This is a genomic window from Polymorphospora rubra, from assembly GCF_018324255.1.
GTDB lineage: Bacteria > Actinomycetota > Actinomycetes > Mycobacteriales > Micromonosporaceae > Polymorphospora > Polymorphospora rubra.
In genome coordinates this window covers 6,158,969-6,185,126 of record NZ_AP023359.1, presented here as the reverse complement: position 1 = coordinate 6,185,126, position 26,158 = coordinate 6,158,969, and the positions used below count along the sequence as shown (strand labels likewise).

Sequence of the window (26,158 nt, the reverse complement as noted above, 5' to 3'; positions counted from 1 at the left end):
CGGAGCGGTTTCGCGGATCGGTCAGAAGAAGACCTTGGCCAGCGAGAGGACGCCCTGCCGCCACGGCTCGCGGCTGGTGCGGCCGGCCGGCGCGGCCGGACCGGTCCCGGCCGCGGCGTCGGTGGCGGCCCGGTCCCGCCACCACCGGTAGGTGGCCAGGATCGCGTCCCGGTTGGAGCGCCGGGACCGGAAGTCGAGCCGCTCGTGGGCCTTGGTCACGCTGACGTACGAGTCGGCGCGCAGCTTGTGCACCAGTCGTCCGTACACGGGGGACAGTCGGGCCCGGCGGAGCAGGTCGAGCACGGCGACCGCGGCGCCGGCCGGCACCGGGACGATCCGGCGGCCGTGCCCGGCGGCGTCGAGCACGGCCTGGAAGTCCTCGCGCAGCGTGCCGAAGTCGGCGGCGGCGATGTTGAAGGTGTCGTTCGCCACCACCGCCGGCGCGGTCAGGGCGACGGCCACGGCGTCGATCAGGTCCTCGATCGCGAGCATCTGGATGCGGACGTCGCCACGGCCGATGACGGGAAAGTTGCGGCCCTCGTCGGCCCACTCGAACAGCATGGCGAACAGTCCGAGCCGGCCGGGGCCGAGGAACGTCTTCGGGCGCAGGATCGGTACGCAGAGCCCGGCGGCCCGGAACTCCTCGGCGACCTCCTCGGCGCCCGCCTTCGCCCGGCTGTAGGCGTCGACGGGGGCCCGGGGATGGTCCTCCGTGGTGGGTACGACGTCCGGCAGCCCGTACACGGCGGTGGAGGAGATGTGCACGACCCGCTCCAGCCCGGCCGCCACGGCGGCGCCGAGCACGGTGCGGGTGCCGTCGACGATCACCGACCGGATCTCCGGCTCCGGATAGCTGGGCAGCGCGGCGGCGGTGTGGACGGCCGCGTCGACCCCGGCCATCGCGCGGGCGACCGCGTCGGGATCGCGGACGTCGCCGACCGTGTACCGCACCCCGGGCAGCGGCTCCGCCGGCTCGCGCACGTCGAGGCTGTGTACGCCGTACCCGTCGGCGTGCAGCCGCTGGACGAGGTTCAGTCCGAGCATTCCGCAGCCGCCGGTCACCAGCACCCGGGTCACCACAGTGTCGACAACCTTTCGCGTACGAACCGGCTCAGCAGCCGGGGCAGCCCGATCGCCAGGGTGGCGTCGAAGCAGTCGAGGAAGTGCTTGACGTCGGCCTCGGTGGCGACCAGCGGCGGTCCGACCACCAACGGGTTGCGGCCGTTGAGCGTGTAGTAGGCGTAGATGTCGTGGTCGCGGTAGAGGGTGTCGATGACCGCGCCGGTGACGACCTTGGTGGCGAACTGCGGGTCGCGGGCGAGCTTGCCGGGCAGCAGCTTGGTGACCAGGTCGAGCGCCCGCACGTTGTTGTGCAGGAAGACACCCCACAGCGCGCCGGCGCCCTGCACGTCGCTGATCAGGTCGGGGTAGTCGGCGCGCAGCCGCCGCAGGCCGGGGGCGAGGACCGCCTCGATCTCGCGGGCCCGGGCCGGGAAGTCCTCCTCGATCGCGACGTTGATCGCCTCGATGGCGGTGGCCGTCTCCTCGCCGAATCCGTAGTAGGTGGTGCTGGTGCTCTGGAGCAGGGCGTCGTTGAGGTTCTCGTACGCCTTGTGGAAGATCGGGTCGCGGGCCACGTACGCCGAGATCGACGACTTTCCACCGCCGAACGACTTCGAGGTGGTGAGGATGTCGGGCAGCAGGCCGGGGTGGCGCATGAAGTAGAACAGGCTGCCGGTCTTGCCCCAGCCGGTGTAGATCTCGTCGAAGATCAGGACGATGTTGCGTTCGGTGCACAGCTCGCGCAGCCCACGCAGGAACTCCTCGTCACACGACCGCATGGTGGAGGCGCTGAACGGCTCGACCAGGATCGCGTACACGTCGCACCGGCCGGCGCCGTCCCGGGCGGCGTCCACCTCGGCCCGCAGGGCGGCCAGGTCGCCGTACGGGTAGCTGACCACGCCCGGTATGCCGGGGAACCGGAACGTGTTGCGGGCGGCGGTGAGGCTGCCGGAGCCGAGCAGCTTGCCGTGGAAGCTGATGTCGGAGTGCAGGACGGTGTTGCGCCGCCCGCCGTGGTATTTGTACGCGAGCTTCACCGCACCCTCGACCGCCTCCGCCCCGGAGTTGGGCAGGAACGACTTGTTCAGGTCGCCGGGCAGCACCGCCGCCAGGTTGTGCCCGAGCACGGCCAGGTACGGCGAGAAGATCGTCTTGTGCACCTCCATCCGGCGCTCCTGCTGGAACCGCTGCCGGGCGGCGACGATGCGCGGATGGTTGTGGCCGTGGTTGAGCACGCCCACACCGCCGGTGAAGTCGAGGATCCGCCGTCCGTCCCGGGTGTGGATGTAGGCGCCCTCGGCGTGGTCGACCAGGTCGCGTCCGAACCCGAACGACGTCATCAGATTGACCTGGCTCGAATTGATGTATTTGCGGTACATCTCGTGCACCTGATCGAGGGAGAGCCGATCGGCGGCGTCGAGACCGATTAACGTTGAGCCCTGTTCACTAGCCATCAACCCTCCAGAAAGCGGGTTCCGAATAGCGCGGCATTCGCATCCTAGGCACGTCACAGCGGCCCGCCCAGGTAGCAGATACCGGCCTACGACCGTCGTACGACCGCTCACGGCGAGGTGCGTACGACCTCACCGGAGACAATTCACAACGAGGGTTGACATTGGCGGGGATCAACCCCTCAATCAATGGGGCGACGTCGCCACGCCCGTGCTCTCGCCAGTCTCCCGAGGAGCCACCCGTGCCGGTACTGCACCAGGTGACGGTCGTCTGCCACCAGTTCCCGCCGTGGCGCATGGGCGGCCTGGCCGAATACGCCGAACGCTGCCTGCACCACCTGCACCGGCACCGCGGCGACCTGCGGCTGCGGCTCTACACCATGAACCACCCCGGCGACCAGCCCAGGTACGGCGTCAGCGGCGGGGTCCCGGTCGTCCGGCCCCGGATGCCCCGCTGGCTGGGCCGGCGGCTGTTCGACCCGGGCCGGGCCCTGTCCGCGCGCGGGCAGGGCCTGTTCGCCCTCGCCCTGCTCACGTTCAACCTCGGCACGTTCCTCGGCCTGTGCCGGGGCCGCCGGCGCGGTTCGGTCGTCGCGGTACACGACTGGCAGAGCACACCCGTCGGCATCCTCGCCGCCACGCTGCTCCGGCTGCCCGTCGTCTACCACGTACACAACACCGAGCAGACGATGGCGCCGCGGCCGGACGTCGCCGACCCGCTGCGGATCATCGGAACCTGCCAGCGCCTGATGGCCGCCCTGGCCGTACTCGTCGTGGTGCCGACCCCCGAGATGGGGGCGCTGCTGGTCCGGCACGGGTTCCCGGCCGCGAAGATCCGGGTGGTGCCGCACGGCTACGAGGACCCGCCGGAAACCGACGGGACAGCACCGGACGGTGCGACGGCGCCGGACGACCGGGCCGCGATCCGGGCCGAACTGCTCGCCGCGGCCGGCTTCCCCGCCGACTCGCGGATCCTCGTCTTCGCCGGCCGGCTCAGCCCGGTCAAGGGCGTACCCACCCTGCTGCGGGCGCTGCCCGACATCGTGCGCTGGCACCCGACGACCCGCCTGTTCCTGCTCGGCACCGGCCTGCCCGGCACCGACCAGGGCGCCGTCGTGGACCGGCTGGTCGCCGAGCTCGGCATCGCCGACCGGACCCACGTCTATCACCGCCACCTGCCCCGCGAGCAGGTCCGCCGGCACTATCTGGCCGCCGACCTGTGCCTCTTCCCGTCGACGTACGAGCCGTTCGGGCTGGTCTCGGTCGAGGCGATGGCGCTGGGCACGCCGGTGCTGCTCGGTCCGGGCTTCTCCGCCACGATCGGCACCGACGGCGTACGCCCCACCGCGCTGCGCCTGACCGCCGACCGCCCCGACGAGCTGGCCCGACTGGCCGGCAACCTGCTGGCCGACAAGGCGTACGCCGCCGAACTCGGCGACCGGGGCCGCCGGCACGTCGAGCGGTCGTTCGACTGGGCGGCGTCGGTCGACGCGGCCGTCGCCGTCTACGAGGAGGCCGTGACGGCCCGCCGGCCGGTTCCCGGCGACCGCGAGGGCATACCGGCCGGCCGACGCACGGTCCCGCGCCCCACGGTCGCCGACCCCGCCGGGGAGCCCCGGTGACCGGACGCCTCGCCCGGCTCCGGCCGCTGCTCACCGCCGCCCTGGTGGTCGGGATCCTGGCCGGGGTCTGGTGGGCCGTACGCGGGCAGGACTGGTCGGTGGCCCGCCCACTGGTGACCGGGGACGCGGTGCCGTACCTGCTCGCCGCCGCCGGCTGCAACATCGTGGCGCTGCTGTGCGCGATGCGGTCGTGGGCGAGCACCCTGGCCGACCTCGGCCACCGGCTCCCCGCCCCGGCCGCCGCCCGGATCTATTTCGTCGGGGTGCTGGCCAAGTACGTACCCGGTCGGGTCTGGGTGGTGGTCACCCAGGCCCGGCTGGCGGCGGACGCCGGGGTGCCCGGCACCGCGACCGTGGCCGCCTTCCTGCTCAACGTCGTCGTCATGCTGATCACCGGACTGGTGGTGGGCGCACTGGCCGCTCCCGGCGTGCTCGGCGGGCACGGCTGGTGGCTGCTGCTGCCGGCCGCACTCGTGATCGCCCTGCTGGTCCGGCCGGACACGGTGGGCCGGCTCGCCGGGCTCGGCGCCCGGCTGGTCCGGCGGGACCTGCCGGCGGTCGGCACCGGCGCCGCGACCCGCGCGGCGATCGGCTGGCAGCTGGCCTGCTGGGTGGTTTCGGGCCTGCACCTGTGGCTGCTGGTGGTGGCGCTCGGCGCGCCGCCGCTTCCGGCGCTGGTCGCCGGGGTCGGCGGGTTCGCCCTGGCGACCGTGCTCAGCACGCTGGTCGTGGTGGTGCCCGACGGGGCGGTGATACGGGAGGTGCTCATCGCGGTCGCCCTGGTCGGGCTGTTGCCCACGGCCGGGGCGGGCGCGGCCGCGATCGCCAGCCGGGCGGTCTGCCTGCTCACCGAACTCGCCGTCGCCGGCGCGGTGCTGCTCGGCGCCCGGCTCGCCCGCCGGCGGCACCCGGCCGGGCGGGTGCCGGCCGCCGCGGCACCGGCCGGCGGGGTCGGGCCCGAGCCGGGGCGGTGAGCCCGACCGGCTCAGCCGGCGGGACGGGACAGCTCGGCGGCGAGCAGGTCGTTGATCTGTGCCGGATGGTCGTTGAGGAAGAAGTGGCCGCCGGCGAAGACCTTCACGTCGCAGTCCGCGGTGGTGTGGTCGGCCCAGTCGGACGCCTCGTCGAGGCTGACCCTCGGGTCCCGGTCGCCGGTCAGCACGGTGACCGGGCAACGCAGGCGCGCCCCGCCGTCGTGCCGGTACGTCTCGACCGCCCGGTAGTCGGCGCGCAGCGCCGGCAGCACGATGCTCAGCACCGCCGGGTCGGTCAGCAGCGACTCGTCGGTGCCGCTGAGCCGCTGCACCTCGGCGACGAGTTCGGCGTCGGGCCCGAGGTGGATCGACTCGTCGCGCACCCGCGACGGCGCCCGCCGGCCCGACGCGAACAGCCGGCGCAGCACCACGCCCCGCCGCTCCAGCCGAACCGCGACCTCGAAGGCGAGTACGGCACCCATGCTGTGTCCGAGGAACACCAGCGGCCGGTCGAGCTTCGGCGCCAGGACGGCGACGATCGCGTCGGCGAGTTCCGCGATGTTGTCGAGGCAGGGTTCCCCGAGCCGGTCCTGCCGGCCGGGATACTGCAACGACAGCACCTCGGCAACCGGCGACAGGGCCTTGGACGTCGGGTGGAACGCGACCGCCGACCCGCCCGCGTGCGGGAAGCAGACCAGCCGGGGTCCCCACGCCGGTCCCGGGTGGAACCGCCGGACCCAGAGTTCCACGTCCATCGATGGTGCCGTCATCGCCCGCGCCGTCCCCTCACACCCGCGTATCCGCCGCGGCGATTATCCCCGGCCGGTGTCGGTACGTCGCGGCGCGGTGCCGGCGACCGTCCGCGTTCCAGGTGCCCGGAGCCGATGTCACGGCCGCCGACCGACCTGGTTGGATGCGGGGCGGAACGGGCCGAGCAGGACGGATCGGAACGCCGTCTGCCCGGGCAGATAGCATCCGACCGGTAGAGCGGGGAGGAAACGAATGCACCACATCGGTCCCTACCGGCTGCTCGGCGTGCTGGCGACCTGCCCGGTCGGCACCGTCTGGGCCGCCTCGGACTCCACCGGCCGTCGGGTGACGCTGGCCGTGCTCGATGCGGCGGTGGCCGGCGACCCACAGTGGCGGGCGGCGTTCGCCGCCACCGCCAACGCCCTGTCCCAGGCCGACGACCTGCCGGTGGTCGGCGCCAACCACGTGGCGGCCACGCCGTGGGTCGCCTGCGCCGCCGAGGCCGGCCAGGGCGCGGGCAACATCTTCATCGCCATGGGGCAGCGACTCGTGGCCGCCCCGCCGCCCGATCCGGGTTCGGCGGACCAGCCGACCGTGTCGCTGGCCGGGCAACTTCCCCCGCGACCGGTCGGACCGGACACCGGCCCGGAGCCGCCGACCGTCGCGCTGGGCGGGTCGCACGCGAGCACCGCCCCGCCGACGGGACCGGTCGATGCGCGGCCGGCGCAGCTACCGGGGGTGGCCGATCCCGTCTCGGCGGCACCCGCGCCCGTCTCCGCCGCCCCGGCGGCGGGCACGCCCGTCGCCGTCTGGCCGCCGGCCACCCCGGTCTCCGGCGGGCCGATGTTCAGCGGCCCCGTCTCGGGCGGCCCGGTGTCGGGCGCGCCGATGTCCGGCGGGCCGGTGTCCGGCGGCCCCGTCTCGGGCGGGCCCGTCTCGGGCGGGCCCACGCCGCCGGCCGCCGAGCCACCGACCGTGCCGGTGGTCGGCTCATTCCCGGCCCAGGCCGGGCCGATGGGGCCGTTCCCGCCGCGCCCGGCCGACCTGCCCCCACGGCAGCCAGGACCGGCGGCGCATCCCGGACCGTCGTCCGCACCCCCCGCCACGTCGGTGCCGCACCTGTCGCCCGGCCAGCCGCAACCGTCGGCCGTCGTACCGGCGTACCCGCCACTGCGCCCGCTCGCACCGGCGCGGCCGCGCCGGAAGCGCGGCGCCCTGGTCACCGCCCTCGTCGCCGTCCTCGCGCTGGTGCTGGGCGCGGCCGGCGGTGCGGCCGGGATGTGGGCCTGGGGCGGCAACGTGGCCTCGCCCGGCCCCGACGCCAGCCCGTCACCGTCGGTCGACATCGCGCTGCCGGACACCGCACCGCGCGCGCCCGGTCTCGAGCCGCCGACCAGCGGCGGATGGCCGTCGAGATACCCGGACTTCGGTCGTGAGGACCGGACGCAGCGGGTCACCGACCTGCCCGGGGTCGGAATCTCGTTCCGGATGCCGGAGACCTGGCGGTGCGAGTCGGTGAAGTCGGCGTCCGGGTTCGTCCACTACTCCTGCGGCACGCCGCCCGGGCAGGAGCCGGAGGTCGGCGGCGACCTGATCGTGCGGCACTGTCCGGGGCCCTGCGACGAGCAGCGGCGGATCGAGTTGCGCAAGTCCGAGGAGGCCTTCGGTCTGCAATGGATCCGAAGTGGACTGTTCACGACCTGGGCGGAGACCGACGAAATCGGCGCCGCGCAGTACGGCCTGGTCTACATGACTTTCTGGCGCAGCGTCCCGGAAGGCCCGCTGGACCGGCAGCTGGTGCTGCGGATGACCGCCCCGGCGGAGCAGGCCGACGAACTGCGGAAGCTGACCAACTCCATCCGGGATGTAACGTTCATAAGCTGACCGGCTCCGGTGCCGGAACCCGCCGTCCGGTGGCTTTCCGCACCGGGCGGTCCACCCACCGACCGTCTCCCATCGAACGAGCGGGGCCATGGCACGCACACTGACCGTCTCTGCACAGCAGCCGGGAGCCTTCCCGTCGATCACCGACGCGCTCGAGGTGGCGCAGGACGGCGCCGTCATCTCGATCGAGCCGGGCGTCTACGCCGAGGCGCTGCGGATGTCCGGCCGGCGGCTCACCCTGGCGGCCCGCGAACCGGGCACGGTGACCGTCGACGCCACCGGCCACGGCGCCCCCGGCATCAGCTGTACCGGGGGCGAGGTCACCCTGAGCGGGCTGGTGGTGTCCGCCGGTGACTACCCCGCGGTGCACGCGGCCCGCTGTGAGCTGCGGATCGACGGCTGCGAACTGCGGGCCGGCTACGCGGCCGGGGCCAACGTCACCGACGGTTCACGGTTGCAGGCCACCGGGCTCAGGGTCACCAAGGGCCAGTACGGCATCGTCGTCGACGACTCCGGCGGCACGCTCGACCAGTGCGAGGTACGCGGCGTCAGCGACGACGGCATCATCGTCCGGCTCGGCGCCGACCCGACCATCCGCAACAGCACGGTCGCCGACTGCGGCTACCGGGGCGTGTACGTCTACCAGGCCGCCCGCCCGGTGATCGAACGGTGCGACATCTCCGGCACCGGCGACGCCGGCGTCTCGGTGGCGTCGCAGAGCGCGCCGACGATCGCCGAGAGCTGGATCCACGACACCCGCGGCGTCGGGATCGCGTTCGGGCGGGGCTGCACCGGCCTCGTGGACGGCTGCCGGATCGAACAGACCGCGGCGCCGGCCATCCGGATCGACGAGGGTGCGGCGCCGGTGGTCCGCGAACCTGCGGAGCCGGCCGGCGCCGCGCCGGTGGCGGGCGCCAAGGCCGGTGACGGCGCGGTCCGGCAGGACACCGAGAAGATGGACGCCCTGCTCGCCGAACTCGACTCGATGATCGGCCTGCCGGGCGTCAAGGCCGAGGTGCGGTCACTCATCGACGAACTCCAGGTCAACGAGTGGCGGCGGGACGCCGGGCTGGCGGTCGGTTCGGCCAGTCACCACCTGATCTTCACGGGTGCCCCGGGCACCGGCAAGACGACGGTGGCCCGCATCTACGGGCAACTCCTCAAGGCGCTCGGCGTGCTGCCGAACGGGCAGTTCCGCGAGGTGGCCCGGCGTGACCTGGTCGGGCAGTACATCGGCCACACGGCGGAGAAGACGACCTCGGTGTTCGAGGAGGCGCTCGGCGGGGTGCTGTTCATCGACGAGGCGTACACCCTGTCACGGGCCGGTGGCGCGAACGCCGACTTCGGCCAGGAGGCGATCGACACGCTGGTGAAGCTGATGGAGGACCATCGCGACCGGGTGGCCGTCATCGTCGCCGGCTACACCCACGAGATGAGCGACTTCCTGGACGCCAACTCCGGTCTGGCCTCCCGGTTCGCCAAGACGCTGGAGTTCGAGAACTACAGCCCGGAACAACTCGTCATGATCGTCAGCCGGATCGCGGGCAACGACGACTACCTGCTCGCCGACGGCCTGGACGACGGCCTGCTGGAATGGTTCGGGCAGATCGACCGGGACCGCAACTTCGGCAACGCCCGCGAGGCCCGCAAGCTGCTCGAAGGCATGCGCAAGGCGCAGTCCGGCCGGCTCCGGGCGCTGGGGCGCCGCCCCACCCGCGACGACCTGCGCACCCTGACCCTGGAGGACCTGCTCGCCGCGACGGGGTGATCCCGTCACCCCGGACGGTGGCGTCGGCCGCCCGGAGGCCGGACGACCGGGCACTGACGATCATGGCTGTGCAGGGCCCGGGACGCATCCGTGGACCGGTTCCTATGATGGGGGCCGCGCCTTCCGCCCCAGGGCGGACCGTCGACGTGGAGGTTGCAGCCGGACATGACCGCACCGTCACCGTCCGTCCGCGCCGTGGCCCGGGTCGCCCCGGGCGCACCGGCGCCGAGCGGCCCGGCCGAGGTGCCCCGCCCGCGCCGCCGCCCCAGCCACCTCGGTCGCGTACACCTGCTGCAACTGCTGCTCGTCGAGACGGCGGTCGTCGGCACGCTGGCCGCCGCCACCCAGGGCACGGTGCCGGCCGTGGCGACCGGTGTCGCCGGCGCCGCCGTCGTCGCGGTGACCCTGGCCCGCCGCAGCGGCCGGTGGTGGCTCGAACGGTGGATGATGTCGGTGACCCAGCGCCGGCGGCGGCGCAACCGGCCGGTCCCCCACGGCGACCCGCGGGTGACCGCACTGCGCCACCTCGCCCCCGGCCTGACCGCGCAGAACGTCTCCGTCGGCGACAGTTCCGACATCGGGGTCGCCCGCGACGACGCCGGCTGGTACGCCTGCGCGGCGGTGTCCACCGGCCGACGACGCAAGGGCGACGACCGCACGCTGCCACTGGACCAGCTCGTCGCGACGCTGGCCGACACCGGGCAGCCGGGGGCCGTCCTCCAGGTCGTCTCGCTCACCGTGCCCGCCCCGGGCATGGACACCCCGCCCGCCTCGCACGCCGGCCAGTCCTACCGGCAACTGCTGACCGGCTTCGGCGCGGTCGCCGTCCCCGCGCACCGTTCGATCTGGATCACCGTACGGCTCGACGCCCAGGCACTCGCCGAGGCGGTCGTCGACGAGCACGGGACGGCGCTCGACGACGTACCCGACCTTGTCGCGGCGCTGCTGCACCGGGTCACCAAGACGTTGCGGCGGGCCGGATACAGCGCCCAGCCGCTCGATGTCGACGGTCTGCTCGACGCGTTGACGCACTCGTGCGACCTGGAGACGCCGACCGTACCCGGAACCGGTGGCGGCGAGCCGCGCGAGGAATGGTCACGGTGGCACTCCCGCCGGCTGGCGCACCGTACGTTCTGGGTTCGCCGGTGGCCGGCGAGCGACCAGATCGGGGCGCTGCTCGACGCGGTGGCGACCACCCCGTCGGCGATGAGCAGCGTCGCGCTGATCCTGGCCCCCGAACCCGACGGCAACGGTGTCGACCTGCGCGGGCTCGTCCGGCTGGCGGCGCCGGCCCCCGAACTCAATCCGGTCTGCCTGGCCGCCAACCGGGCCGCCGAGCTGGCCGGTGCCGACCTGTTCCCGCTCGACGGCGAGCACAACCCGGCCGTGTACGCGTCCGCCCCGACCGGTGGAGGTGCCCGGTGACCGGCCCGCAGGAAGAGCGACCCGCGTATCCCGCCGCCGCGCGGCCCGCCCCCCAGCCACCGGCACCGGCGGTGCCGCAACCGGCGGTACCGTACCCGGCGGCTCCGGGGGCGCCGTACGCCGTACCCGCCGTGCCGGATAGCCGGCCGGCGACCGCGCCGGCCGCGGCGGAGGCCGGCGTCACCGTCTCCGCCCCGGCCGCGACCCAGGCGGCCGCCGCTCTCGCCACCGCCACCGTGGCCCGCGCCACCGGACGGGCCGCCGCGGCGGCCACCGCCGCGCCGCAGGCCCCGGCGACGACCGGAACCGTGTACGGCCAGGCGCCGCCGGGCGACCCACGGCGCGGGGCCGCCGGACGCCTGGCGCGGCTGCGGATCGGCTCGCACACGGTGTCGCGGGCCGGCCTGGCCCGGTTGAAGGTCTCCACCGCGGTGGCCGGCCTGGTGCTGGGCGTCGACCGCAACCGCACCCCGGTGCCGATCCGGTTCTTCCGCCCGGAGCCGACCCGGATCGCCCTGGTCGGCGGCACCTGGGCGGCCCAGTTGGTGGTGCTGCGCGCGCTCGCGCTCAGCGCCCGCGTCGTCGTGGTGACCACCGACCCCGCAGCCTGGTACGGCTTCGGCGAGCGGGTCACCGGCCACGACGACCGGCTGCTGGTCCACCCGGGCGGCCAACCCGACCTGCCGCCCGGCAATCCACAGCAGCCGGCCCTGCTCGTCCAGGATCTCGGCCTGACGGCCGCGGCCGCTCCCCCGCTGCTCGGGGCTGGCAGACCCGGCTGACGGTGTTGCGCCGGCTCGACCAGTCCGCGGTGTCGACCGTCCAGGACAGTCAACTGGTGCTGATGCAGCGTCTCGACGGCCTGGAGGCACCGCTCGCCGCGTCGACGCTGCGGCTGCCGGCGCACAGCGAGCAGTTCCTGCAGGTGATGGCGCACGACATGGTGGCGGTGATGGGCGACGGCGGCAGCCGCTACCTGTGGCTGGCGCAGACCGAGATCGAGCGTCACTTCACCGGCCCGCCGAGCCGCTGAGCCAGGGGCCGGTGCTTCGCGTCAGTGCGGTGGTTCGGTCCAGGCGAGTTGGATGAGGCGGCCGCCCTCCCGCCGGGTGAAGAGCCAGGACCGGCCGGGCGGCAGCAGTTGCGGCTTCATGTTGCCGAACAGCGGTCCCTCCTCCTTGGGGCCGGACATCATCAGCGCCGGTGAGGCCAGTTCGCGGATCCGGGCGATGAACGGGTCGAACATGGCCCGGCTGGCACCGCCGATGCGGCGGGTCAGCACGACGTGCAGACCGATGTCGCGGGCCTGCGGCAGGAACTCCATCAGCGGGGCGAGCGGGTTCACCGCGGCGCCGGCGACCAGGTCGTAGTCGTCGACGAGGACGTAGAGTTCCGGCCCCTTCCACCAGCTCCGGTCCCGCAGTTGGTCGGCGGTGACGCCGGCGCCGGGCAGCCGTTCCTTCATCACCGTCGCCACCTGCTTGATCAGGTCGGCGGTGACCTGGGGCGAGGTGCCGTACCCGAGGGTGTTCTCCTCGGGTACGACGCCGAGCAGGCTGCGTCGGAAGTCGACCAGCATGATCCGGGCCTCGTTCGGCTGGTAGCTGGCGGCGAGGCTGCGGGCGAGGCTGCGCAGGAACGAACTCTTACCGGCCTCGATGTCGCCGAACAGGATCGCGTGCGGCTCGGCGTCGAAGTCGAGGAAGACCGGCTGGAGGTCGATCTCGGCGATGCCGATCGGGATCCGGCCGCGCGTGGGTGCGGGCAGGGTGTCGAGGCGTAGTTCGTCGGGGAGCAGCCGGACCGGCGGCGCGCCGGCCCTGGTCCAGCCGGCCTGGACCCGCTTGACCAGATCGGCGACGGCGTCGGCGAGGTCGTCGACGCGCTGCTGGCCGTCGATGCGGGGCAGGCCGGTGAGGAAGTGCAACGCGTCCGGGGTCAGGCCGTGGCCGTGGCCCTCGGGGACGTTGACGGCGGCGCGCCGGTTGATCAGGGAGTCGTTGGTTTCGCCGAGCCGCAGTTCGATCTTGGTGCCGAACATGTCGCGGACCGCGGCGCGTACGTCCGTCCAGCGGTTGCTGGAGGCGAGGATGTGGATGCCGTAGCCGAGGCCGCGGTTGGCCAGCTCGGTGACGAGTGGTTCGAGGTCCTCGTATTCGCCGCGCAGGGTGGGCCAGCCGTCGACGACCAGGAAGAGGTCACCGAACGGGTCCTCGGTGAAGTGGCCGTCGCGCTTGGCGCGCCGGTAGGCGGCGATGCCCTCGACGCCACGGCTGGCGAACAGCGACTCGCGGGCCTGCATCAGGCCGTACAGTTCGGCGATCGTGCGCCGGACCTTGTTGACGTCGCGCCGGGTGGCCAGGCCGCCGAGGTGTGGCAGGTCGGCGAGCGCGCTGAACGTGCCGCCGCCGAAGTCGAGGCAGTAGATCTGCGCCTCGCGCGGGGTGTGCGTCAGCGCCAGGCTGAGCACGAGGGTACGCAGCAGGTTGCTCTTGCCGCTCTGCTGGGCGCCGACGACCATCACGTTGCCGGCGGCGCCGGACAGGTCGAGCCACATCGGGTCGCGGCGTTGCTCGAACGGCTTGTCGATGAGGCCGACCATGCCGCGGACGGCGCCGTGGAGGGCGTCGTCGTTGACGGTCAGGCCGCGCTCGGCGGTCGGCCAGATCTGCGGCAGCAGCTGGTCGAGGGTCGGCGACTCGTCGAGCGGGGGCAGCCACACCTGGTGCGCGGGCGGCCCCTGGCCCTCCATCCGGCGCACCAGGACGTCGAGCAGGGTGTCGCCGACCACGGTCTCCTCGACCTCTTCGGGGGCGTCGGCGGGCCGGTCGTCGTGCGGCACCGGCAGGAAGCGGGTGGTGTACTCGCGTACCGGGTCGATGGTGCGCCCACCCACGACCGGAAGCTGCCCGTCGCGGCGGACGACACCGGAGACGTACGCGGCCTTGAACCGCACCAGGCCCTCGGTGCCGGCCTTGAGGTAACCGTGGCCCGGCGAGCGCGGCAGCTCGTACGCGTCGGCGACGCCGAGCACGGCCCGGCTCTCCATCGAGGAGAAGGTACGCAGGCTGAGCCGGTAGGACAGGTGCGTCTCCAGGCCGCGCAGCCGGCCCTCCTCCAACCGCTGCGAGGCGAGCAGCAGGTGGATGCCGAGCGACCGGCCGACCCGGCCGATCTGGACGAACATGTCGATGAAGTCGGGGCGGGCGGTGAGCAGCTCGCTGAACTCGTCGACGATCATCAGCAGGCTGGGCAGCGGCGCCAGTGGTACGCCGGCGGCGCGGGCCCGCTCGTAGTCGCGTTGCGAGGCGTAGTTGCCGGCCCGGCGCAGCAGTTCCTGGCGGCGGGTCAGCTCGCCCTGGATCGCGCCGAGCATCCGGTCGACCAGCGACAGTTCGTCGGCGAGGTTGGTGATGACGGCGCTGGTGTGCGGCAGCCGGTCCAGGGCGGTGAAGGTGGCGCCGCCCTTGAAGTCGACCAGCACCAGGTTGAGGATCTCGGAGCTGTGGGTCGCGGCCAGGGCCAGCACGAGCGTACGCAGCAGTTCGCTCTTGCCGGAGCCGGTGGCACCGATCAGCAGGCCGTGCGGACCCATTCCGTCCTGTGCGGACTCCTTGAGGTCGAGTTCGATCGGCCGGCCCTCGACGCCGACGCCGATCGGGACCCGCAGCCGGTCGCGGTTCGGCCGGCTGGCCCAGAGCTGGGCCAGGTCGAACTCCTGCGGGTCGTCGATGCCGAGCAGATCGGCGAGGCCGAGGTCGGCGACGACCGACGGCTGGTCGGCGTACGACGACACCGACAGTCGCAGCGGGGCGAGTTCGCGGGCGAGCACCTCGGCCTGGGCCGGGGTCAGCGCGTCGGCGCGGCCGACCTGGGTGCTGCCGTCCATGGTGGTGCCGCCGACGGTGCCGTCCTCGGCGATGTCGAGAACCACCGACGACTCGTCGAGCAGCCGGGGCGGCGGCGTGGACAGGTCGAGGATGGTGACGCCCTGGACCCCGCCCTCGGTCATCAGATGGTCGGAGCCGGCGGTCGGTACGCCGTCGATGAGTACGACGACGTGCGGCCCCGGTGACTGCCGGGCGGTGGAGGGGTCGAACCGGGGGCGGTTGGCCAGGACGTCGTCGAGCATCGCCTCCAACGCGGTGACGGCGGTGGCGAAGAGCCGGACCGGGCCGACGGCGTCGAGTTTGCTCGGGTGCTGGGCGTGCGGCAGCCACTTCGCCCACTCCCACTGCGCCCGGTTGGCGTCCGGCACGCACAGGCCGATCAGCAGGTCGTCGGGGGCGTGGAAGGCCGCCATCTGGGCCAGCAGCGACCGCACCAGGTCGCGGGTGGCGGCTTCGGGGCCGCGCAGGTAGACGTGCGAGAAGTCGCGTACGGCGATGGCGACCGGCAGGTCGGGCACCACGGAGTAGGTGGAGACGAACTTGCGCAGCGCCATCGCGCACAGCGGCTCGAGTTCGTCGACCGGGCGGGTCTGCGGTGGGACGAGCGGGGTGGCCACCTCCTGCGGCCCGAGTCCGATGCGTACGACGCCGAAGTCGGCGTCGCCGCGCCGGCGTTCCCACAGCCGGCCGCTGCCGACCGTCGACCACAGCTTGTCCGGGTCGGGGTGCCGGTAGTGGATGGCTTCCCGCTGGGCCCGGATCGTGGCCCGGATCTGGGCCCGCAGCTGCGACAGCCGACGCATGTACTGCCGGCGGGCCTCCACCATCTCCTTCTTGCCCGGCCCGGACTGCTGGCTGGCCATCATGCCGATCATGCCGAGGATGGAGACGCCGTAGAGGGCGCCGACGACGTACGTGATCGGGCCGCCGCGCTGCATGCCCATCATCAGGCCCATCGCGGCGGCGCCCGCCGCCATCGGCAGGACCATCAGCAGCCGGCCCCACGCCTTGCCGCCGGGCGGCGGGATCTCCGGTGGTGGATCCAGGAGCACCTCGCCGCTGGGCAGTGCCGGCGCCGACCGACGCGGTGGTCGCTTGACGATCGTCGATGCCACCTGCCCTGCCTCCCACCCGACCGCGAACCAGCGGCGCCATCCTAACCAGCGGCGGCACCCGCGCCGGCGGCAGCGGGCGGGTGCTAGGTTGGCCGTTCGCGGGCCCGGTCCTCGATATCGTGCGGGACCGCCCGCCCGGTCGACGACGGTCGGGCGACGGCGACAGACGCAGGGTGACGGGGAGGTGACCAGCGTGACGGCCCCCGGCGGTCTCAGTCTGGCCAGGGTGACGGTCGCGGCGCCGAAACGGCGCATGGATGTGGCCCTCCCCGACAACATGCTCCTCGCCGAGCTCATGCCACACCTGCTCCGGCACGCCGGCGACGATCTCGGCGACACCGGCGAGCAGCAGGGCGGCTGGGTGTTGCGGCGGGCCACCGGCACCCTCCTCGAGCCCGGCCGCAGCCTGTCCGTGCAGGGCGTACGCGACGGCGAGGTGCTGCACCTGGCGCCCGGCCGTGACGACTGGCCGGAGATGGCGTACGACGACGTCGTCGAGATCATCGCCAGCGGTGCGCGGCGCTCCGGACGGTCCTGGGGCGGCCTCGCCACCCGCCGGTGCGGCCTGGCGGTCGCCACCGCGGCGCTCGGCACCGGCCTGGCCGGGCTGCTCACCGCCGGCCCGGCCTGGCAGCTCGCCGGCGGTGCGGCGCTCGGTGTCGCGGCCCTGCTCGCGATCGTCGGCGTCCTGCTCTCCCGGGCGTTCTCCGACGCCGCGGCCGGGGCCGTCGTCGCGGCGGCCGGCCTGCCGTACGCGTTCACCGGCGGCGCGCTGCTGGCCGCCCCGTCGGGCGCGGCGCTGACCGGTCTCGGCGCGCCGAGCGTGCTGCTCGGCTGCGCCGCCCTGCTGGCCGCCGCCGTCGTCGGCTACACCGCGGTCGCCGCGGTGCAGCGGCTGTTCATGGCCGGCATCGTGACCGGGCTGATCGGCGCGCTCGCCGGGCTGCTCTGCGTCGTCGGCCTGTCCACGGCCGGGGCGGCGGCCGTCGCGCTGACCGTCGCGATCGGGATGCTGCCGAGCTATCCGCTGATGGCGAGCTGGATGGGCCGGATGCCGATGCCGGAGCTGCCCGGCCGGCCCGAGGAGATCCTCGCCGACCGGCCGGTCCCGCGCCGCTCCGACGTCTTCGCCACGGTCGCCCGGTCGACCGAACTGCTGACCGGGATGCTGCTGGGCGCGGCCGTCACCAGCGCGTGCGCGGTCGCGCTCGTGGTCGCCCACGACGGGACGGTCTCCGGCGTGCTGCTCGCCGTGTGCGCGGGTGGTGCGCTGCTGCTGCGGGCCCGGCTCTTCCCCCTGCCGCAGCAGCGGGTCCCGCTCATCGTCGGCGGACTGGCCGCCCTCGGCGCGCTGATGTTCGGCGGCCTGCTCGGCACCGGGTCGGGCGTCACCCGGATCGTGCTGCTGTCCCTGGTGATCGCCACCGCCGCCGTCGCCCTGACCGCCGGGCTCGTCTACAGTCGACGGTCGCCGACCCCGTACGTCGGTCGGGCCGCCGACATCGCCGACGTGCTGGCCATCATGGCGCTGATCCCGTTGACGTGCGCGGTCGTCGGTCTCTTCGGCGCCATCCGCGCGCTGTTCGCGTCGATCGGCGGGTGACGCGGCGATGCCGACCCGCCGCGATCAACTGCACTCCTACCAGTTCATGACCCAGCGGGTCATCTCGGCCTTCGTGATGCGCGAGACCGACCCGGCCCAGTCGCCGCTGCGCCGCGGCATCGGCGCGGTCTTCGGCGGGGTCATGGTCGCGGTGCTGATCGCCGCGGGCGTCGGCATCTACGGGCTGATCACCAAGGTCGGCGGCGACCGGTGGAAGACCGACGGTTCGGTCGTCATCGAGCGCGAGACCGGCGCCACCTTCGTCTATCTCAACGGCCAACTGCACCCCACCGTCAACTACGCCTCCGCGCTGCTCGCCGCCGGCCGGCCGGGGCAGGCGGCCGCCCGGGTCGCCGCCGCCTCACTGGCCGGGGTGCCGCGCGGCATCACCGTCGGGATCGTCGGCGCGCCCCAGTCGCTGCCGACGGCGAAGCAGCGGATCGGTCTGCCGTGGACGGTGTGTGCCGTACCCGGCACCAACGACGCCGGTCAGCCGGTCAGCACGGTCGTGCTCGGGGTCGGGGTCACGCCGTCCGGCGGCCGGGGCACCGGCGAGCAGGGCCTGCTCGTGCGTGACGCCGAACGCGGCCCGAACTACCTCGTCTGGCAGGGGCACCGGCACCTGATCCAGTCGTCGCGGGTGGTCATCCCGGCCCTGTTCGGATCGGTCACCGCCACCCCGGTCGGCACCGCCTGGATCAACGCGCTGCCGGCCGGCACCGACATCGCCCCGGTGCAGGTGCGCGACCGTGGCCAGGCGTCGGCCGCGCTGCCCGGCCGCAGCGTCGGCGACATCCTGGTCGCGCAGACCGGCGCCGGCCCCCAGTACTACCTCGTCCTCGGCGACGGCCTGGCTCCGATCACCGCGCTCCAGCGCACCATCCTCAACGCCGAGTCGGCCGGTGAACCGACGCCGGTCGCCGTCTCGGAGGCCACCTCCGCACCGCAGAGCAACCAGCTGCGGCCGCCGTCGGGCGGTGTCCAGCCGCCGTCGGCGCCGCCGCAGCTGTCGGCGCCCGGCGGCGGGCAGTTGTGCGCCGTGACCGGCGCGCCGGACGGCGTACCGACGCTGACCACGGGTGGGGAACTGCCCGGTGCGGCGGCGTCGATCCCGACCGTCGGCGCCGCGCCGGACGGGTCCCGGCTGGCCGACCGGATCCTCGTGCCGTCCGGCCGGGTCGCCGTCGTACGCGTGCTCGGCGCACCGGCGAGCTACCAGGTGATCACCGATCTCGGCATGCGCTACCCGGTGGTGAGCGACGCGGCGCTGCAGATGCTCGGCTATCCGGCGGCCGAGGCGGTCGCGGTGCCCGCGGCCCTGGTCAGCCGCATCCCGCAGGGCCCGACCCTGGACCCGCAGGCGGCGACCCGGCCGGCGCTCACCGGCGGCTGATCCCCGGACCGGTCCGGGGATCAGCCGGTCCGGTCAGGACAGCCGGCCCAGGTCCGCGAAGAAGCCCGGGTACGTCTTGCCGACGCACGCCGGGTCGGCGATCTCGATCCCCGGCGCCCGCAGGCCGACCAGGGACAGGCTCATCGCCATGCGGTGGTCGTCGTACGTGGCGAACCGGGTCGGCCGCGGGTCTCCGGGGTGGATGGTGAAACCGTCCTCGTCCTCGACGGCGTCGATGCCGGCGCGGCGCAGTTCGGTGACGACCGCGCCGATCCGGTCGGTCTCCTTGCCCCGGATGAAGCCGATGCCGCGGACCCGGGTCGGGGTGTCGGCGAACACCGCGACCGCGGCGAGCGTCTGCGCCGTGTCGGAGATGTCGGCCATGTTCACGTCGACGCCTCGCAGCGGGCCGCCGCCGGTGACCGTGAGCGCGTCGGCGTGGCGGTCCACCCGTGCCCCCATCCGCTCCAGCACGTCGGCGAACCCGACGTCGCCCTGCAGACTGTCGGACCCGAGTCCCGCCACGGTCACCCGGCCGCCGGTGATCGCCGCGGCGGCGAGGAGGTACGAGGCGGCGCTGGCGTCCGGCTCCACGACGTAGTCGGTGGGACGGTACGCGCCCGGCCGCACCTCGAGGTCGCGGACCTCGACGCCGAAGGCCGCCATCACGGCGATCGTCATCTTCACGTACGGCACCGACACCAGCGGCGAGGTCAGCCCGACCGTCAGCCCGTCGGTCATCAGCGGTGCGGCCATCAGCAGTCCGGACAGGAACTGGCTCGACACGTGGCCGGTCGTCTGCACGGAGCCGCCACCGGCCGGTCCGGTCACCGCGACCGGCAGGAAGCCGGGGCGGTCGAGTTCCTCGACGGTGGCGCCGACGTCGCGCAGCGCCTGCAGCACCGGCCCGAACGGCCGGCCGCGCAACTGCGCGGAGCCGTCGACGACGGTGCGGCCGGGGCGCAGCGCCGCCGCCGGCAGGACGAACCGCGAGGTGGTGCCGGACTGGCGGGCGTCGACGGTGGCGGCACCGGTCGACGTGCGCGGGTCGACGCCGGTGACGGTGACCGTCCCGGTGTCGGGATCGGCCGCGACGCCGGCGCCGAGCGCCGTCACGGCGCCCATCATGGCCCGGGTGTCGTCGGCGAACAGCGCGCCACGCAGCCGGCTCGTGCCCGGCGCGAGGGCGGCGCACAGCAACGCCCGGTTGGTGATGCTCTTCGAGCCGGGCGGCCGGATGGTGACGGTCGGCGGCGCGGTCAGCGGGGTGATGGGCAGGACGTCCGGGAGGCCTTCGGCGGTGGCGGGCACGGGGACAGTATCCCGCACCGGTCAGCGCGGGCCGGTCGGCGACCCGTCGAAGAGCTGAATCGGAGGACCGGGCTCGACGGGCTCGCCACCGCGGGGGGTGGGCGGCGCCACCGCCGCCCGCCACGACCGGCGCCGGGCCCGCGGCAGCGCCACCGCGCCGGCCCACACCAGCACGACGAGCAGCACCGCACCCAGTGCGCCGACCACGGCGACGTCGCGGCTGCGCAGCCACGCGGCATCGGTCACCGGCTCCGACGGGGTCAGGCCGGGCAGCGCGGCGGGGCCGCCGCCGGCCAGCATGTCGTTCACGGCGGCGTACGGGTTGACGATCCCCCGGCCGAAACCGGGGCCGGCCGGGGCCGGCACCGCCGTGCCGAGGATGAGCCGCTCGATCTGCCCGGGATCGAGCGCACCACGCTTGTTGCGGACCAGCGCCGCCGTCGCCGCCACGAACCCGGTGGCGAGCCCGGTGCCGCTGGCGCCGGTCAGGCCGCTGCCCCGCTGGAGGGTCAGGATCTGGTCGCCGGGGGCGACGAGGTCGACGTACGGGCCGTGCTGGGAGTCGTCCCAACGGGCGCCGGTGGGCCCGATCGCGCCGACGCCGAGTACGCCCTCGTAGCCGGCGGGGAACGGCGTCGGGTTCGCCGCGTCGGCGCCGCCCTCGTCACCCGCCGCGGCGACGACCACGATCCCGGCCTGTACGGCACGGGTCACCGCGGCCCGGACCGCGGCGGCGTCCTCGTACACCGGAATCGGGACCGCGATCACCGCGACGCGCTGGTCGACGGCCCAGCCGATGCCGCGCGCCAGCACCGCGGGGTCGACCTGCGGCCGGCCGAATCCGGCGTCGTCCAGGACGCGTACGGGCAGGATCCGGGCGCCCGGGGCGAGCCCGGCGAAGCCCTGCGAGTCGGTCTGCCGGGCGGCGATCAGCCCGGCGACCTGCGTGCCGAGTCCGAGGCAGTCGTCGTCGGCCGGGCCACTGCCGGCGACGGCGTCGAGGCCGGCGGCGACCCGGCCGCGCAGCTGCGGATGGCCGGCGTCGACCCCGGACGACAGGACGGCCACCGTCGTGCCGGCTCCGGTCGTGAACGGCCAGACCCGTTCCGGGGTCAGTGCCAGTTGTGCCCAGGGCACCTCGGTGACCGGCTGTCCCGGCTCGGCGCAGTTCTGCGGCGCCCGCGCGACGGGCGGTGGCGCGGCCGGCACCGGCACGGCGGCCGGCCGCAGGGGGGCCCGCTGCGGCCCGGTGGCCGGTGGCGCGGCGACGGCCGGTCCGGCGAGGACGGTGCCGGCCAGGACGCCGGCGAGACCGGCCCGCCGGAACCGGCCGGTCCGGTCACCGGGTATGCGAAACACGCGGATCCTCCGTCAGCTCGTCGGGGCCTGGTCGGGAAAGAGCAGCAGGGCCGGCACCTGGTCGGCCGGTACCGTGACCGAAAGGTCGGTGTCCGGGTTGACCAGCAGCAGGTGTCCCTCCGGCCACACCGTGAGCAGCGACACCAGCGTCACCGTGAGGTACGGGACGCGGGCCGGGCGGGCCCCGGTCATGAGCCGCTCGGAGGTGAACACCTCGATCGCCGGCTCGTCGTCGTGGTCGACCACCCGCCACGGGAAGTCGGCGTCGAGGACGCGGGCCGGATCGTCGACCGGGCCGGTGGTCGGCAGGTGCACCATCGCGTCGAGCAGCGCCTCGATGAAGGCGTCGGTGTCACCGCGGGCGCCGGCCGCCCGCAGCAGCGCGTCGGTGTCCGGTACAGGGCCGGCGGTGGCGGCCGTCGCCGCCCCGAAGTCGGCGAGCAGGCCCTCGGGGGTGTCCAGGTGGCGTTCGGCGGAGATCCGGTCGGCGGCGTCCATCTCGGCGAGGGCGTCCTCCTCGGCCACGCCCTGCAGCGCCTCGGCCGCGTCGGGTACGGTCGCCCGGCCCGCCGCGGCCTCCTCGACCGTCTCGACGGCGACGTACGCGTCCAGCGGCGTGCCCGGGTTGACGGCGAGCCGCCACGCCGGCGACGGCCACTTCTCGCGCAGTTCGGTGTAGTCGGTGACGGTGTAGGCGTCGGCGATGCCGGTCACCTGCGGCAGCATCGACTCGATCGAGGTGAAGACGGGCAGGAACGTCTGCCCGAAGAGGTCTGCGGTGACGAAGGTCTGCGCGCCGGGTTCGTCGCGGGCCGTGGAACTCTGCGGCAGATAGAGCGCGGTGTCGGCGACGACCCGGAAGAAACCGGCCCGGTCGCCGGCGGCGAGGGCGCGCGCCATCTCCCGTTCGCTGTCGTTCGCGGGCTGCCATCCGGTCACGCGGCCGGCTCCCCGGTCAGCGGGCCCCGGCGGGCGGGCGGCAACGCCGTCCCGATGCCGGGTGCCGGGTGCAGGGCGGCGGCACCGGCGCGTACGTCGGCTTCGGCGCGGCCGGTCAGGGCCGCCGGCGGTTCCCGCAGCGCCTGCCAGAAGGTGGTGAAGTCGTCGGCGCAGCGGTGCAGCAGCCGGGCCGGGTGGTCGTCGTCGGTGTCCCGGTGGTCGTCGTCGTCGAGATACCACACCGAGCCGTCCGCCGCCCGGAGCGCGACCAGTCCACCCTGGACGTAGCCGATGGCGAGGTGACCGGGGAGGAGTTCGGCGTCGAGCGAGTTGACGTAGACCAGGTCGTGCAGCCAGTCTCCCCGGGCCACCCCCAGCATCGGCTGGTCGACGACGAACCCGAACCCCGGGTGCACGGCGGGCCGCACCGGCCAGCCGCCGTTGGTGTGGGCGAGGAACTCGCGGTAGTCGGCCGGCAACGCCTGCCCGAGACGCTCCCGCACGACGGCGAGCGCATCGTCGGCGAGCCGGGCGGACCGGCCGATCCGGGGCGGGCCGCCGGTGGTGCCGGGCAGCCCCAGGCCGCGACGCGGGGCGGTCAGCGTGCTGATCCCGCCGAGGTGCCGGAACGACGCGTGCAGTTCGACCGGTACCAACGCGACCAGCCGGGTCCGGGCCAGGAAGGCCCAGGTCCAGCCGGCCGGGGTGGCGACCGGTCCGTCCGCTGTCGACCCGGCCGGCCACAGCGGGTCACCGCTGCCGGCCAGCACCCGGTTCGCGGTCAGCACCCCCAGCACGCGCGCCTCGTCCAGCCCCAGCCCGTCCGGTACGTCCGGCAGCCGCACCACGGCGCGGGCGTACGGCGTCCAGTCCGGGAAGCCGTACGGATCGACCGGCACGCCCGCCCGGTAGCGCACGCGCAGCATCGACGAACCGGGTCGACGGACCTGGAACGCGTGCCGGGTGCCGGCGATGGCCATGTCGTGCGCCTCTCCCCCTGTCGAGAACCTCGACCGCCGTCGCCGGGACCGGGATCCGGTGCCGGGCGGCCAGGCCATAGGCTACCGGGCAGGTCGATCAGGGGAGGAAACCGTGCGCCGTGCCACCGCGCTTGTCACCGTCTTCCTGCTACTCACCGGGTGCGGACTGGTCCGGGAGGAGAAGGTGACGCACACGGTCGACTACGCGCTGACGTTGCAGGGCGACGGCGCGCTCTGGGGATCGAGTTCCACTACCGCGACAACGGCAACCGGATCGAACAACGGATCTCACTGCCGGTCTGGGAGCACCGGGTCGTCGTCGAGAGCCCGCCGGCGCGGATGGCCGAGCTGATGGGCTGGCCGGAACTGCGCGAGTTCATGCGCAATCAGCCGGGGCGGCCAACCACGCCGCAGACGACCTGCACCATCCACGTCGACGGACGCAAGGTCGCCGAGCACACCGGCACGGCCGCGCACTGCCAGGTGCTCGTCGGTCAGTGACCGCCGGCTTCGTCCATCTGCCGCAACACCCGGGCGTACGCGTCACGTACGGCACGTAGCCGGGCGATCGTGAACCGGCCCGGCTCCCGGCCCCGGACGTCCCGGCCCCGCGCGGTCCAGAACGCGTCCGGCGGCACCACCGGCGCGGCGCCGGCGAACTTGAGCACCTCGTCGACGGCGGCCAGGGCCGCGGCGAGCCGGGTCCGGGCCGTCGCCCGGGCGGTGGCCGGCAGGGTGTGCGGGTCGGCGGGTACGGCCCGCGCGTAACGGTCGGCGACCCACAGCCACTCGCCGGCGTCGAGCAGTTGCGACGGGTCGGCGCCGCCGTAGCGCGGCTCGGCCGTCAGCGGCTCGGCCCGCGCGGGCAGCCGGAACAGGAACTCGCGTTCGCGGCCGCAGGCACAGGCGCCGGCGTACCGGCTGCCGAGGTCGCCGTCCGGCAGCAGGACCACACTGGCGGCCCGGTCGAACGCGGTCGCCCCGCAGGCGCACGGCCGCAGGTCCATGTAGAGGTGCGCCTCGTGGTTGGTGCGCGCCGGCAGCGGCGTCATCGGGGCCCGATCCGGTCCAGCGCGTCCCGGTAGGCGTCCCGGACGATCTCGAGCCGGCGCCGCCGGAACCGGCCCGGCTCCTGTCGGTAGACGGTGCGGCCACGCTCGGTACGGAACAGGTCGGCGGGTACGGCGTCGGCGCCCGCCGGCACGAACTTGAGGATCTCGACCATGGCGGCCAGCGCGATGCCGGTCGACTCGGCGGCCTCGGCCGGGTCGGTCGTCGCCGCGGCGGCCTCGGCGGTCAGGTCGGCGACCAGCAGCCACTCTCCGGGGTCGAGCAGCTCCGACGGCTGCGACCCACCGAAGTGGACGGTGCCGGGCCGGGTGCCGGCGGCGTGCTCCGGCAGCGCGAAGAGGTATTCGCGCCCGGTGCCGCAGTCGGCGCAGACCCCGGCGTAGCGCCGGGCGGGAACCCCGTCCACGCTGGTCAGGACGCTGTCCCAGGTGGTGGAGACGCTCAGGCACCGGTCGCACGGGTGCAGGTCGAGGTAGAGATGCGCCTCGTCGCGGGTGCGGGCCGCCGGCAGGACCACGGCGCTCAGTCCCGGTAGTGGCCGGTCTCGGGGTCGAGCCCCATGACCGCGCGGGACCGGGCCATCAGCTCCCGCTCCGCCTCGGGAGACGGGGTACGGCGGCGGGCCGAGTCGGCTCCGTCGGGCGTGAACTCGGCGTCGTCGATGCCGTGCTCGGCCTGCCACCGGTCGTGGATCCGGGCCAGTTCCTGGAGCCGGCGCCGTCGGGCGGGGTCCATCCGCAACGCCATCAGACCTCCCTGTCGACCTTCTCCGCGCCGGCCCCGAAGTCTAGCCGGTCGGGTCGGCCCCGGGTCCCTGGTGCAACCAGGGACGTACCGGCAGTTCGGCTACGACCACCTGCCGCTCCCACCGGGCCGGCCCGTCCGGCGGCAGCTCGACGGTCCACCGGTAGATGCCGAGCCCGGACACCGCGTGGTGGAGGACGTAGTTGTGGCTGTAGAACTCGGCGGCGGGCGGGTCGGCACGCACCACCGGCGGCGCGACGAGGTCGGGATCGACCTCCGGATACCGCTCGCGGAGCTGAGCCACGTCGCGGATCAGCCAGCCGGCCCGGTGCCGGGTGGTGGCGGCCATCGGGCGCACGACGGGCTGGTCGAGGGCCGGGCCGGAGCACAGTTCGGCGAGGAGTTCGGCGTACGCCAGTGGCTCGACCGGGGCGCCGAGCCGGCGCGGCAGGTCACGCAGGACGGCGAGTTCGTTGAGCAGCAGCACCTCGCCGCCGCCGGCCGGCGCCAGCAGGCCGTACGTGATGACGAAATTGTCCATCATGCCGTCGACGACGACCCGGTACGCGGCCTCGACGCCCGGGTGCCCGGCGATCGACCAGTCGGCCGGATCCGCGAAGTAGGTGTCACCGGTGGTCTTCACGGCGATCGTGTCCGGATGCACGACGTGCCCGACGACCTGCTCCCCCGGACGGGCGACGTGGCGTTGGACCGCCTCGGCGATCCGCTCTCCCAGCACCTCGAGTCCTCCGAAGGGTCAACCGGTGCGGGTGGCCACCGGTGTAGGCAACTATTGTCTCACTTCGGGACGCTGCAC

General features: G+C 74.3%; 22 protein-coding genes. 10 read left to right on the top strand and 12 right to left on the bottom strand.

Annotation, left to right across the window (positions count from 1 at the left end):
• Nucleotides 1-21: 21 nt before the first annotated feature.
• A complete protein-coding gene (locus tag Prubr_RS27885; protein WP_212817863.1) occupies nucleotides 22-1,080 on the bottom strand; it encodes an NAD-dependent epimerase/dehydratase family protein in 1,059 nt (352 codons plus the stop codon).
• Nucleotides 1,074-2,402 carry an aspartate aminotransferase family protein gene (locus Prubr_RS27880; protein ID WP_212828617.1) on the bottom strand — a complete coding sequence of 443 codons (1,329 nt, stop codon included), beginning with the start codon at nucleotides 2,400-2,402 and terminating at the stop codon, nucleotides 1,074-1,076. Before Prubr_RS27880 ends, Prubr_RS27885 begins: the two co-directional genes overlap by 7 nt.
• A gap of 353 nt (nucleotides 2,403-2,755) precedes the next feature.
• Between Prubr_RS27880 and Prubr_RS27875 the strand changes: the two genes are divergently transcribed.
• Nucleotides 2,756-4,135: a glycosyltransferase family 4 protein gene (locus Prubr_RS27875; RefSeq protein WP_212817862.1), complete on the top strand. Its 1,380-nt coding sequence runs from the start codon at nucleotides 2,756-2,758 to the stop codon at nucleotides 4,133-4,135.
• Nucleotides 4,132-5,109 carry a lysylphosphatidylglycerol synthase domain-containing protein gene (locus tag Prubr_RS27870; RefSeq protein WP_212817861.1) on the top strand — a complete coding sequence of 326 codons (978 nt, stop codon included), beginning with the start codon at nucleotides 4,132-4,134 and terminating at the stop codon, nucleotides 5,107-5,109. Before Prubr_RS27875 ends, Prubr_RS27870 begins: the two co-directional genes overlap by 4 nt.
• Before the next feature lie 11 nt (nucleotides 5,110-5,120).
• Here the strand turns inward: Prubr_RS27870 and Prubr_RS27865 are convergent, their stop codons facing one another.
• Entirely contained in the window at nucleotides 5,121-5,864 is a 744-nt protein-coding gene (locus Prubr_RS27865; protein WP_425518067.1) for a thioesterase II family protein, read from the bottom strand.
• 247 nt (nucleotides 5,865-6,111) lie between these two features.
• On the opposite strand from Prubr_RS27865, the gene Prubr_RS27860 reads away from it, so the two are divergent.
• The 5 genes from Prubr_RS27860 to Prubr_RS27840 all read left to right on the top strand — a co-directional run bounded on the left by Prubr_RS27860 (nucleotide 6,112) and on the right by Prubr_RS27840 (nucleotide 11,969).
• Nucleotides 6,112-7,743: a hypothetical protein gene (locus Prubr_RS27860; protein ID WP_212817859.1), complete on the top strand. Its 1,632-nt coding sequence runs from the start codon at nucleotides 6,112-6,114 to the stop codon at nucleotides 7,741-7,743.
• 88 nt (nucleotides 7,744-7,831) lie between these two features.
• Nucleotides 7,832-9,511, top strand: a complete 1,680-nt coding sequence (locus Prubr_RS27855; RefSeq protein ID WP_212817858.1) for a right-handed parallel beta-helix repeat-containing protein — start codon at nucleotides 7,832-7,834, stop codon at nucleotides 9,509-9,511.
• A gap of 165 nt (nucleotides 9,512-9,676) precedes the next feature.
• Entirely contained in the window at nucleotides 9,677-10,936 is a 1,260-nt protein-coding gene (locus Prubr_RS27850; protein ID WP_212817857.1) for a type VII secretion protein EccE, read from the top strand.
• Nucleotides 10,933-11,718, top strand: a complete 786-nt coding sequence (locus Prubr_RS27845) for a hypothetical protein (RefSeq protein ID WP_212817856.1) — start codon at nucleotides 10,933-10,935, stop codon at nucleotides 11,716-11,718. Before Prubr_RS27850 ends, Prubr_RS27845 begins: the two co-directional genes overlap by 4 nt.
• A gap of 2 nt (nucleotides 11,719-11,720) precedes the next feature.
• The gene (locus Prubr_RS27840; protein ID WP_212817855.1) at nucleotides 11,721-11,969 is read left to right on the top strand and encodes a hypothetical protein; all 249 of its coding nucleotides are present in this window, start codon (nucleotides 11,721-11,723) and stop codon (nucleotides 11,967-11,969) included.
• A 21-nt stretch (nucleotides 11,970-11,990) separates the two neighbouring features.
• On the opposite strand, the gene eccCa is transcribed toward Prubr_RS27840, so the two are convergent.
• Nucleotides 11,991-15,941 (bottom strand): type VII secretion protein EccCa, encoded by a 3,951-nt coding sequence (gene eccCa, locus Prubr_RS27835; RefSeq protein WP_212817854.1) that lies wholly within the window; start codon nucleotides 15,939-15,941, stop codon nucleotides 11,991-11,993.
• A 184-nt stretch (nucleotides 15,942-16,125) separates the two neighbouring features.
• On the opposite strand from eccCa, the gene eccD reads away from it, so the two are divergent.
• Together eccD and eccB are read left to right on the top strand one after the other, a co-directional pair.
• The gene (eccD, locus tag Prubr_RS27830; RefSeq protein WP_246567737.1) at nucleotides 16,126-17,544 is read left to right on the top strand and encodes a type VII secretion integral membrane protein EccD; all 1,419 of its coding nucleotides are present in this window, start codon (nucleotides 16,126-16,128) and stop codon (nucleotides 17,542-17,544) included.
• A 7-nt stretch (nucleotides 17,545-17,551) separates the two neighbouring features.
• On the top strand, nucleotides 17,552-18,937 hold the full coding sequence (gene eccB / locus Prubr_RS27825; protein ID WP_212817853.1) for a type VII secretion protein EccB: 1,386 nt from the start codon (nucleotides 17,552-17,554) through the stop codon (nucleotides 18,935-18,937).
• Nucleotides 18,938-18,970: 33 nt separating this feature from the next.
• Here the strand turns inward: eccB and aroA are convergent, their stop codons facing one another.
• Genes aroA through Prubr_RS27805 form a run of 4 tightly spaced genes read right to left on the bottom strand, consistent with a single transcriptional unit; the run spans nucleotide 18,971 to nucleotide 23,526 of the window.
• Nucleotides 18,971-20,248 carry a 3-phosphoshikimate 1-carboxyvinyltransferase gene (gene aroA / locus Prubr_RS27820; protein ID WP_246567735.1) on the bottom strand — a complete coding sequence of 426 codons (1,278 nt, stop codon included), beginning with the start codon at nucleotides 20,246-20,248 and terminating at the stop codon, nucleotides 18,971-18,973.
• Nucleotides 20,249-20,269: 21 nt separating this feature from the next.
• Nucleotides 20,270-21,607, bottom strand: a complete 1,338-nt coding sequence (locus tag Prubr_RS27815) for a S8 family serine peptidase (protein ID WP_212817852.1) — start codon at nucleotides 21,605-21,607, stop codon at nucleotides 20,270-20,272.
• A gap of 12 nt (nucleotides 21,608-21,619) precedes the next feature.
• Nucleotides 21,620-22,546, bottom strand: a complete 927-nt coding sequence (locus tag Prubr_RS27810) for an SseB family protein (RefSeq protein ID WP_212817851.1) — start codon at nucleotides 22,544-22,546, stop codon at nucleotides 21,620-21,622.
• The gene (locus tag Prubr_RS27805) at nucleotides 22,543-23,526 is read right to left on the bottom strand and encodes an SMI1/KNR4 family protein (RefSeq protein WP_212817850.1); all 984 of its coding nucleotides are present in this window, start codon (nucleotides 23,524-23,526) and stop codon (nucleotides 22,543-22,545) included. The genes Prubr_RS27810 and Prubr_RS27805 overlap by 4 nt, the downstream gene beginning before the upstream one ends.
• A gap of 159 nt (nucleotides 23,527-23,685) precedes the next feature.
• On the opposite strand from Prubr_RS27805, the gene Prubr_RS27800 reads away from it, so the two are divergent.
• Nucleotides 23,686-24,027 carry a hypothetical protein gene (locus tag Prubr_RS27800; RefSeq protein WP_212817849.1) on the top strand — a complete coding sequence of 114 codons (342 nt, stop codon included), beginning with the start codon at nucleotides 23,686-23,688 and terminating at the stop codon, nucleotides 24,025-24,027.
• Here the strand turns inward: Prubr_RS27800 and Prubr_RS27795 are convergent.
• Genes Prubr_RS27795 through Prubr_RS27780 form a run of 4 tightly spaced genes read right to left on the bottom strand, consistent with a single transcriptional unit; the run spans nucleotide 24,021 to nucleotide 26,080 of the window.
• Entirely contained in the window at nucleotides 24,021-24,578 is a 558-nt protein-coding gene (locus Prubr_RS27795; RefSeq protein ID WP_212817848.1) for a hypothetical protein, read from the bottom strand. The two genes, Prubr_RS27800 and Prubr_RS27795, sit on opposite strands and share 7 nt — an antisense overlap.
• A complete protein-coding gene (locus Prubr_RS27790; RefSeq protein WP_212817847.1) occupies nucleotides 24,575-25,114 on the bottom strand; it encodes a hypothetical protein in 540 nt (179 codons plus the stop codon). Before Prubr_RS27790 ends, Prubr_RS27795 begins: the two co-directional genes overlap by 4 nt.
• Before the next feature lie 5 nt (nucleotides 25,115-25,119).
• Nucleotides 25,120-25,344, bottom strand: coding sequence for a hypothetical protein (locus tag Prubr_RS27785; RefSeq protein ID WP_212817846.1), 225 nt, complete (start codon nucleotides 25,342-25,344; stop codon nucleotides 25,120-25,122).
• A 40-nt stretch (nucleotides 25,345-25,384) separates the two neighbouring features.
• Nucleotides 25,385-26,080 carry a hypothetical protein gene (locus Prubr_RS27780; protein ID WP_212817845.1) on the bottom strand — a complete coding sequence of 232 codons (696 nt, stop codon included), beginning with the start codon at nucleotides 26,078-26,080 and terminating at the stop codon, nucleotides 25,385-25,387.
• Nucleotides 26,081-26,158: the final 78 nt, after the last annotated feature.

Bases quoted from the DNA above. Each gene is read 5' to 3' on its own strand.
- Prubr_RS27865 (WP_425518067.1), bottom strand. From the start codon at position 5,864: ATGGACGTGGAACTCTGGGTCCGGCGGTTCCACCCGGGACCGGCGTGG.
- Prubr_RS27880 (WP_212828617.1), bottom strand. From the start codon at position 2,402: ATGACGTCGTTCGGGTTCGGACGCGACCTGGTCGACCACGCCGAGGGC.
- Prubr_RS27855 (WP_212817858.1), top strand. From the start codon at position 7,832: ATGGCACGCACACTGACCGTCTCTGCACAGCAGCCGGGAGCCTTCCCG.
- Prubr_RS27860 (WP_212817859.1), top strand. From the start codon at position 6,112: ATGCACCACATCGGTCCCTACCGGCTGCTCGGCGTGCTGGCGACCTGC.
- Prubr_RS27785 (WP_212817846.1), bottom strand. From the start codon at position 25,344: ATGGCGTTGCGGATGGACCCCGCCCGACGGCGCCGGCTCCAGGAACTG.
- eccB (WP_212817853.1), top strand. From the start codon at position 17,552: ATGCCGACCCGCCGCGATCAACTGCACTCCTACCAGTTCATGACCCAG.
- Prubr_RS27795 (WP_212817848.1), bottom strand. From the start codon at position 24,578: ATGACGCCGCTGCCGGCGCGCACCAACCACGAGGCGCACCTCTACATG.
- Prubr_RS27850 (WP_212817857.1), top strand. From the start codon at position 9,677: ATGACCGCACCGTCACCGTCCGTCCGCGCCGTGGCCCGGGTCGCCCCG.
- Prubr_RS27805 (WP_212817850.1), bottom strand. From the start codon at position 23,526: ATGGCCATCGCCGGCACCCGGCACGCGTTCCAGGTCCGTCGACCCGGT.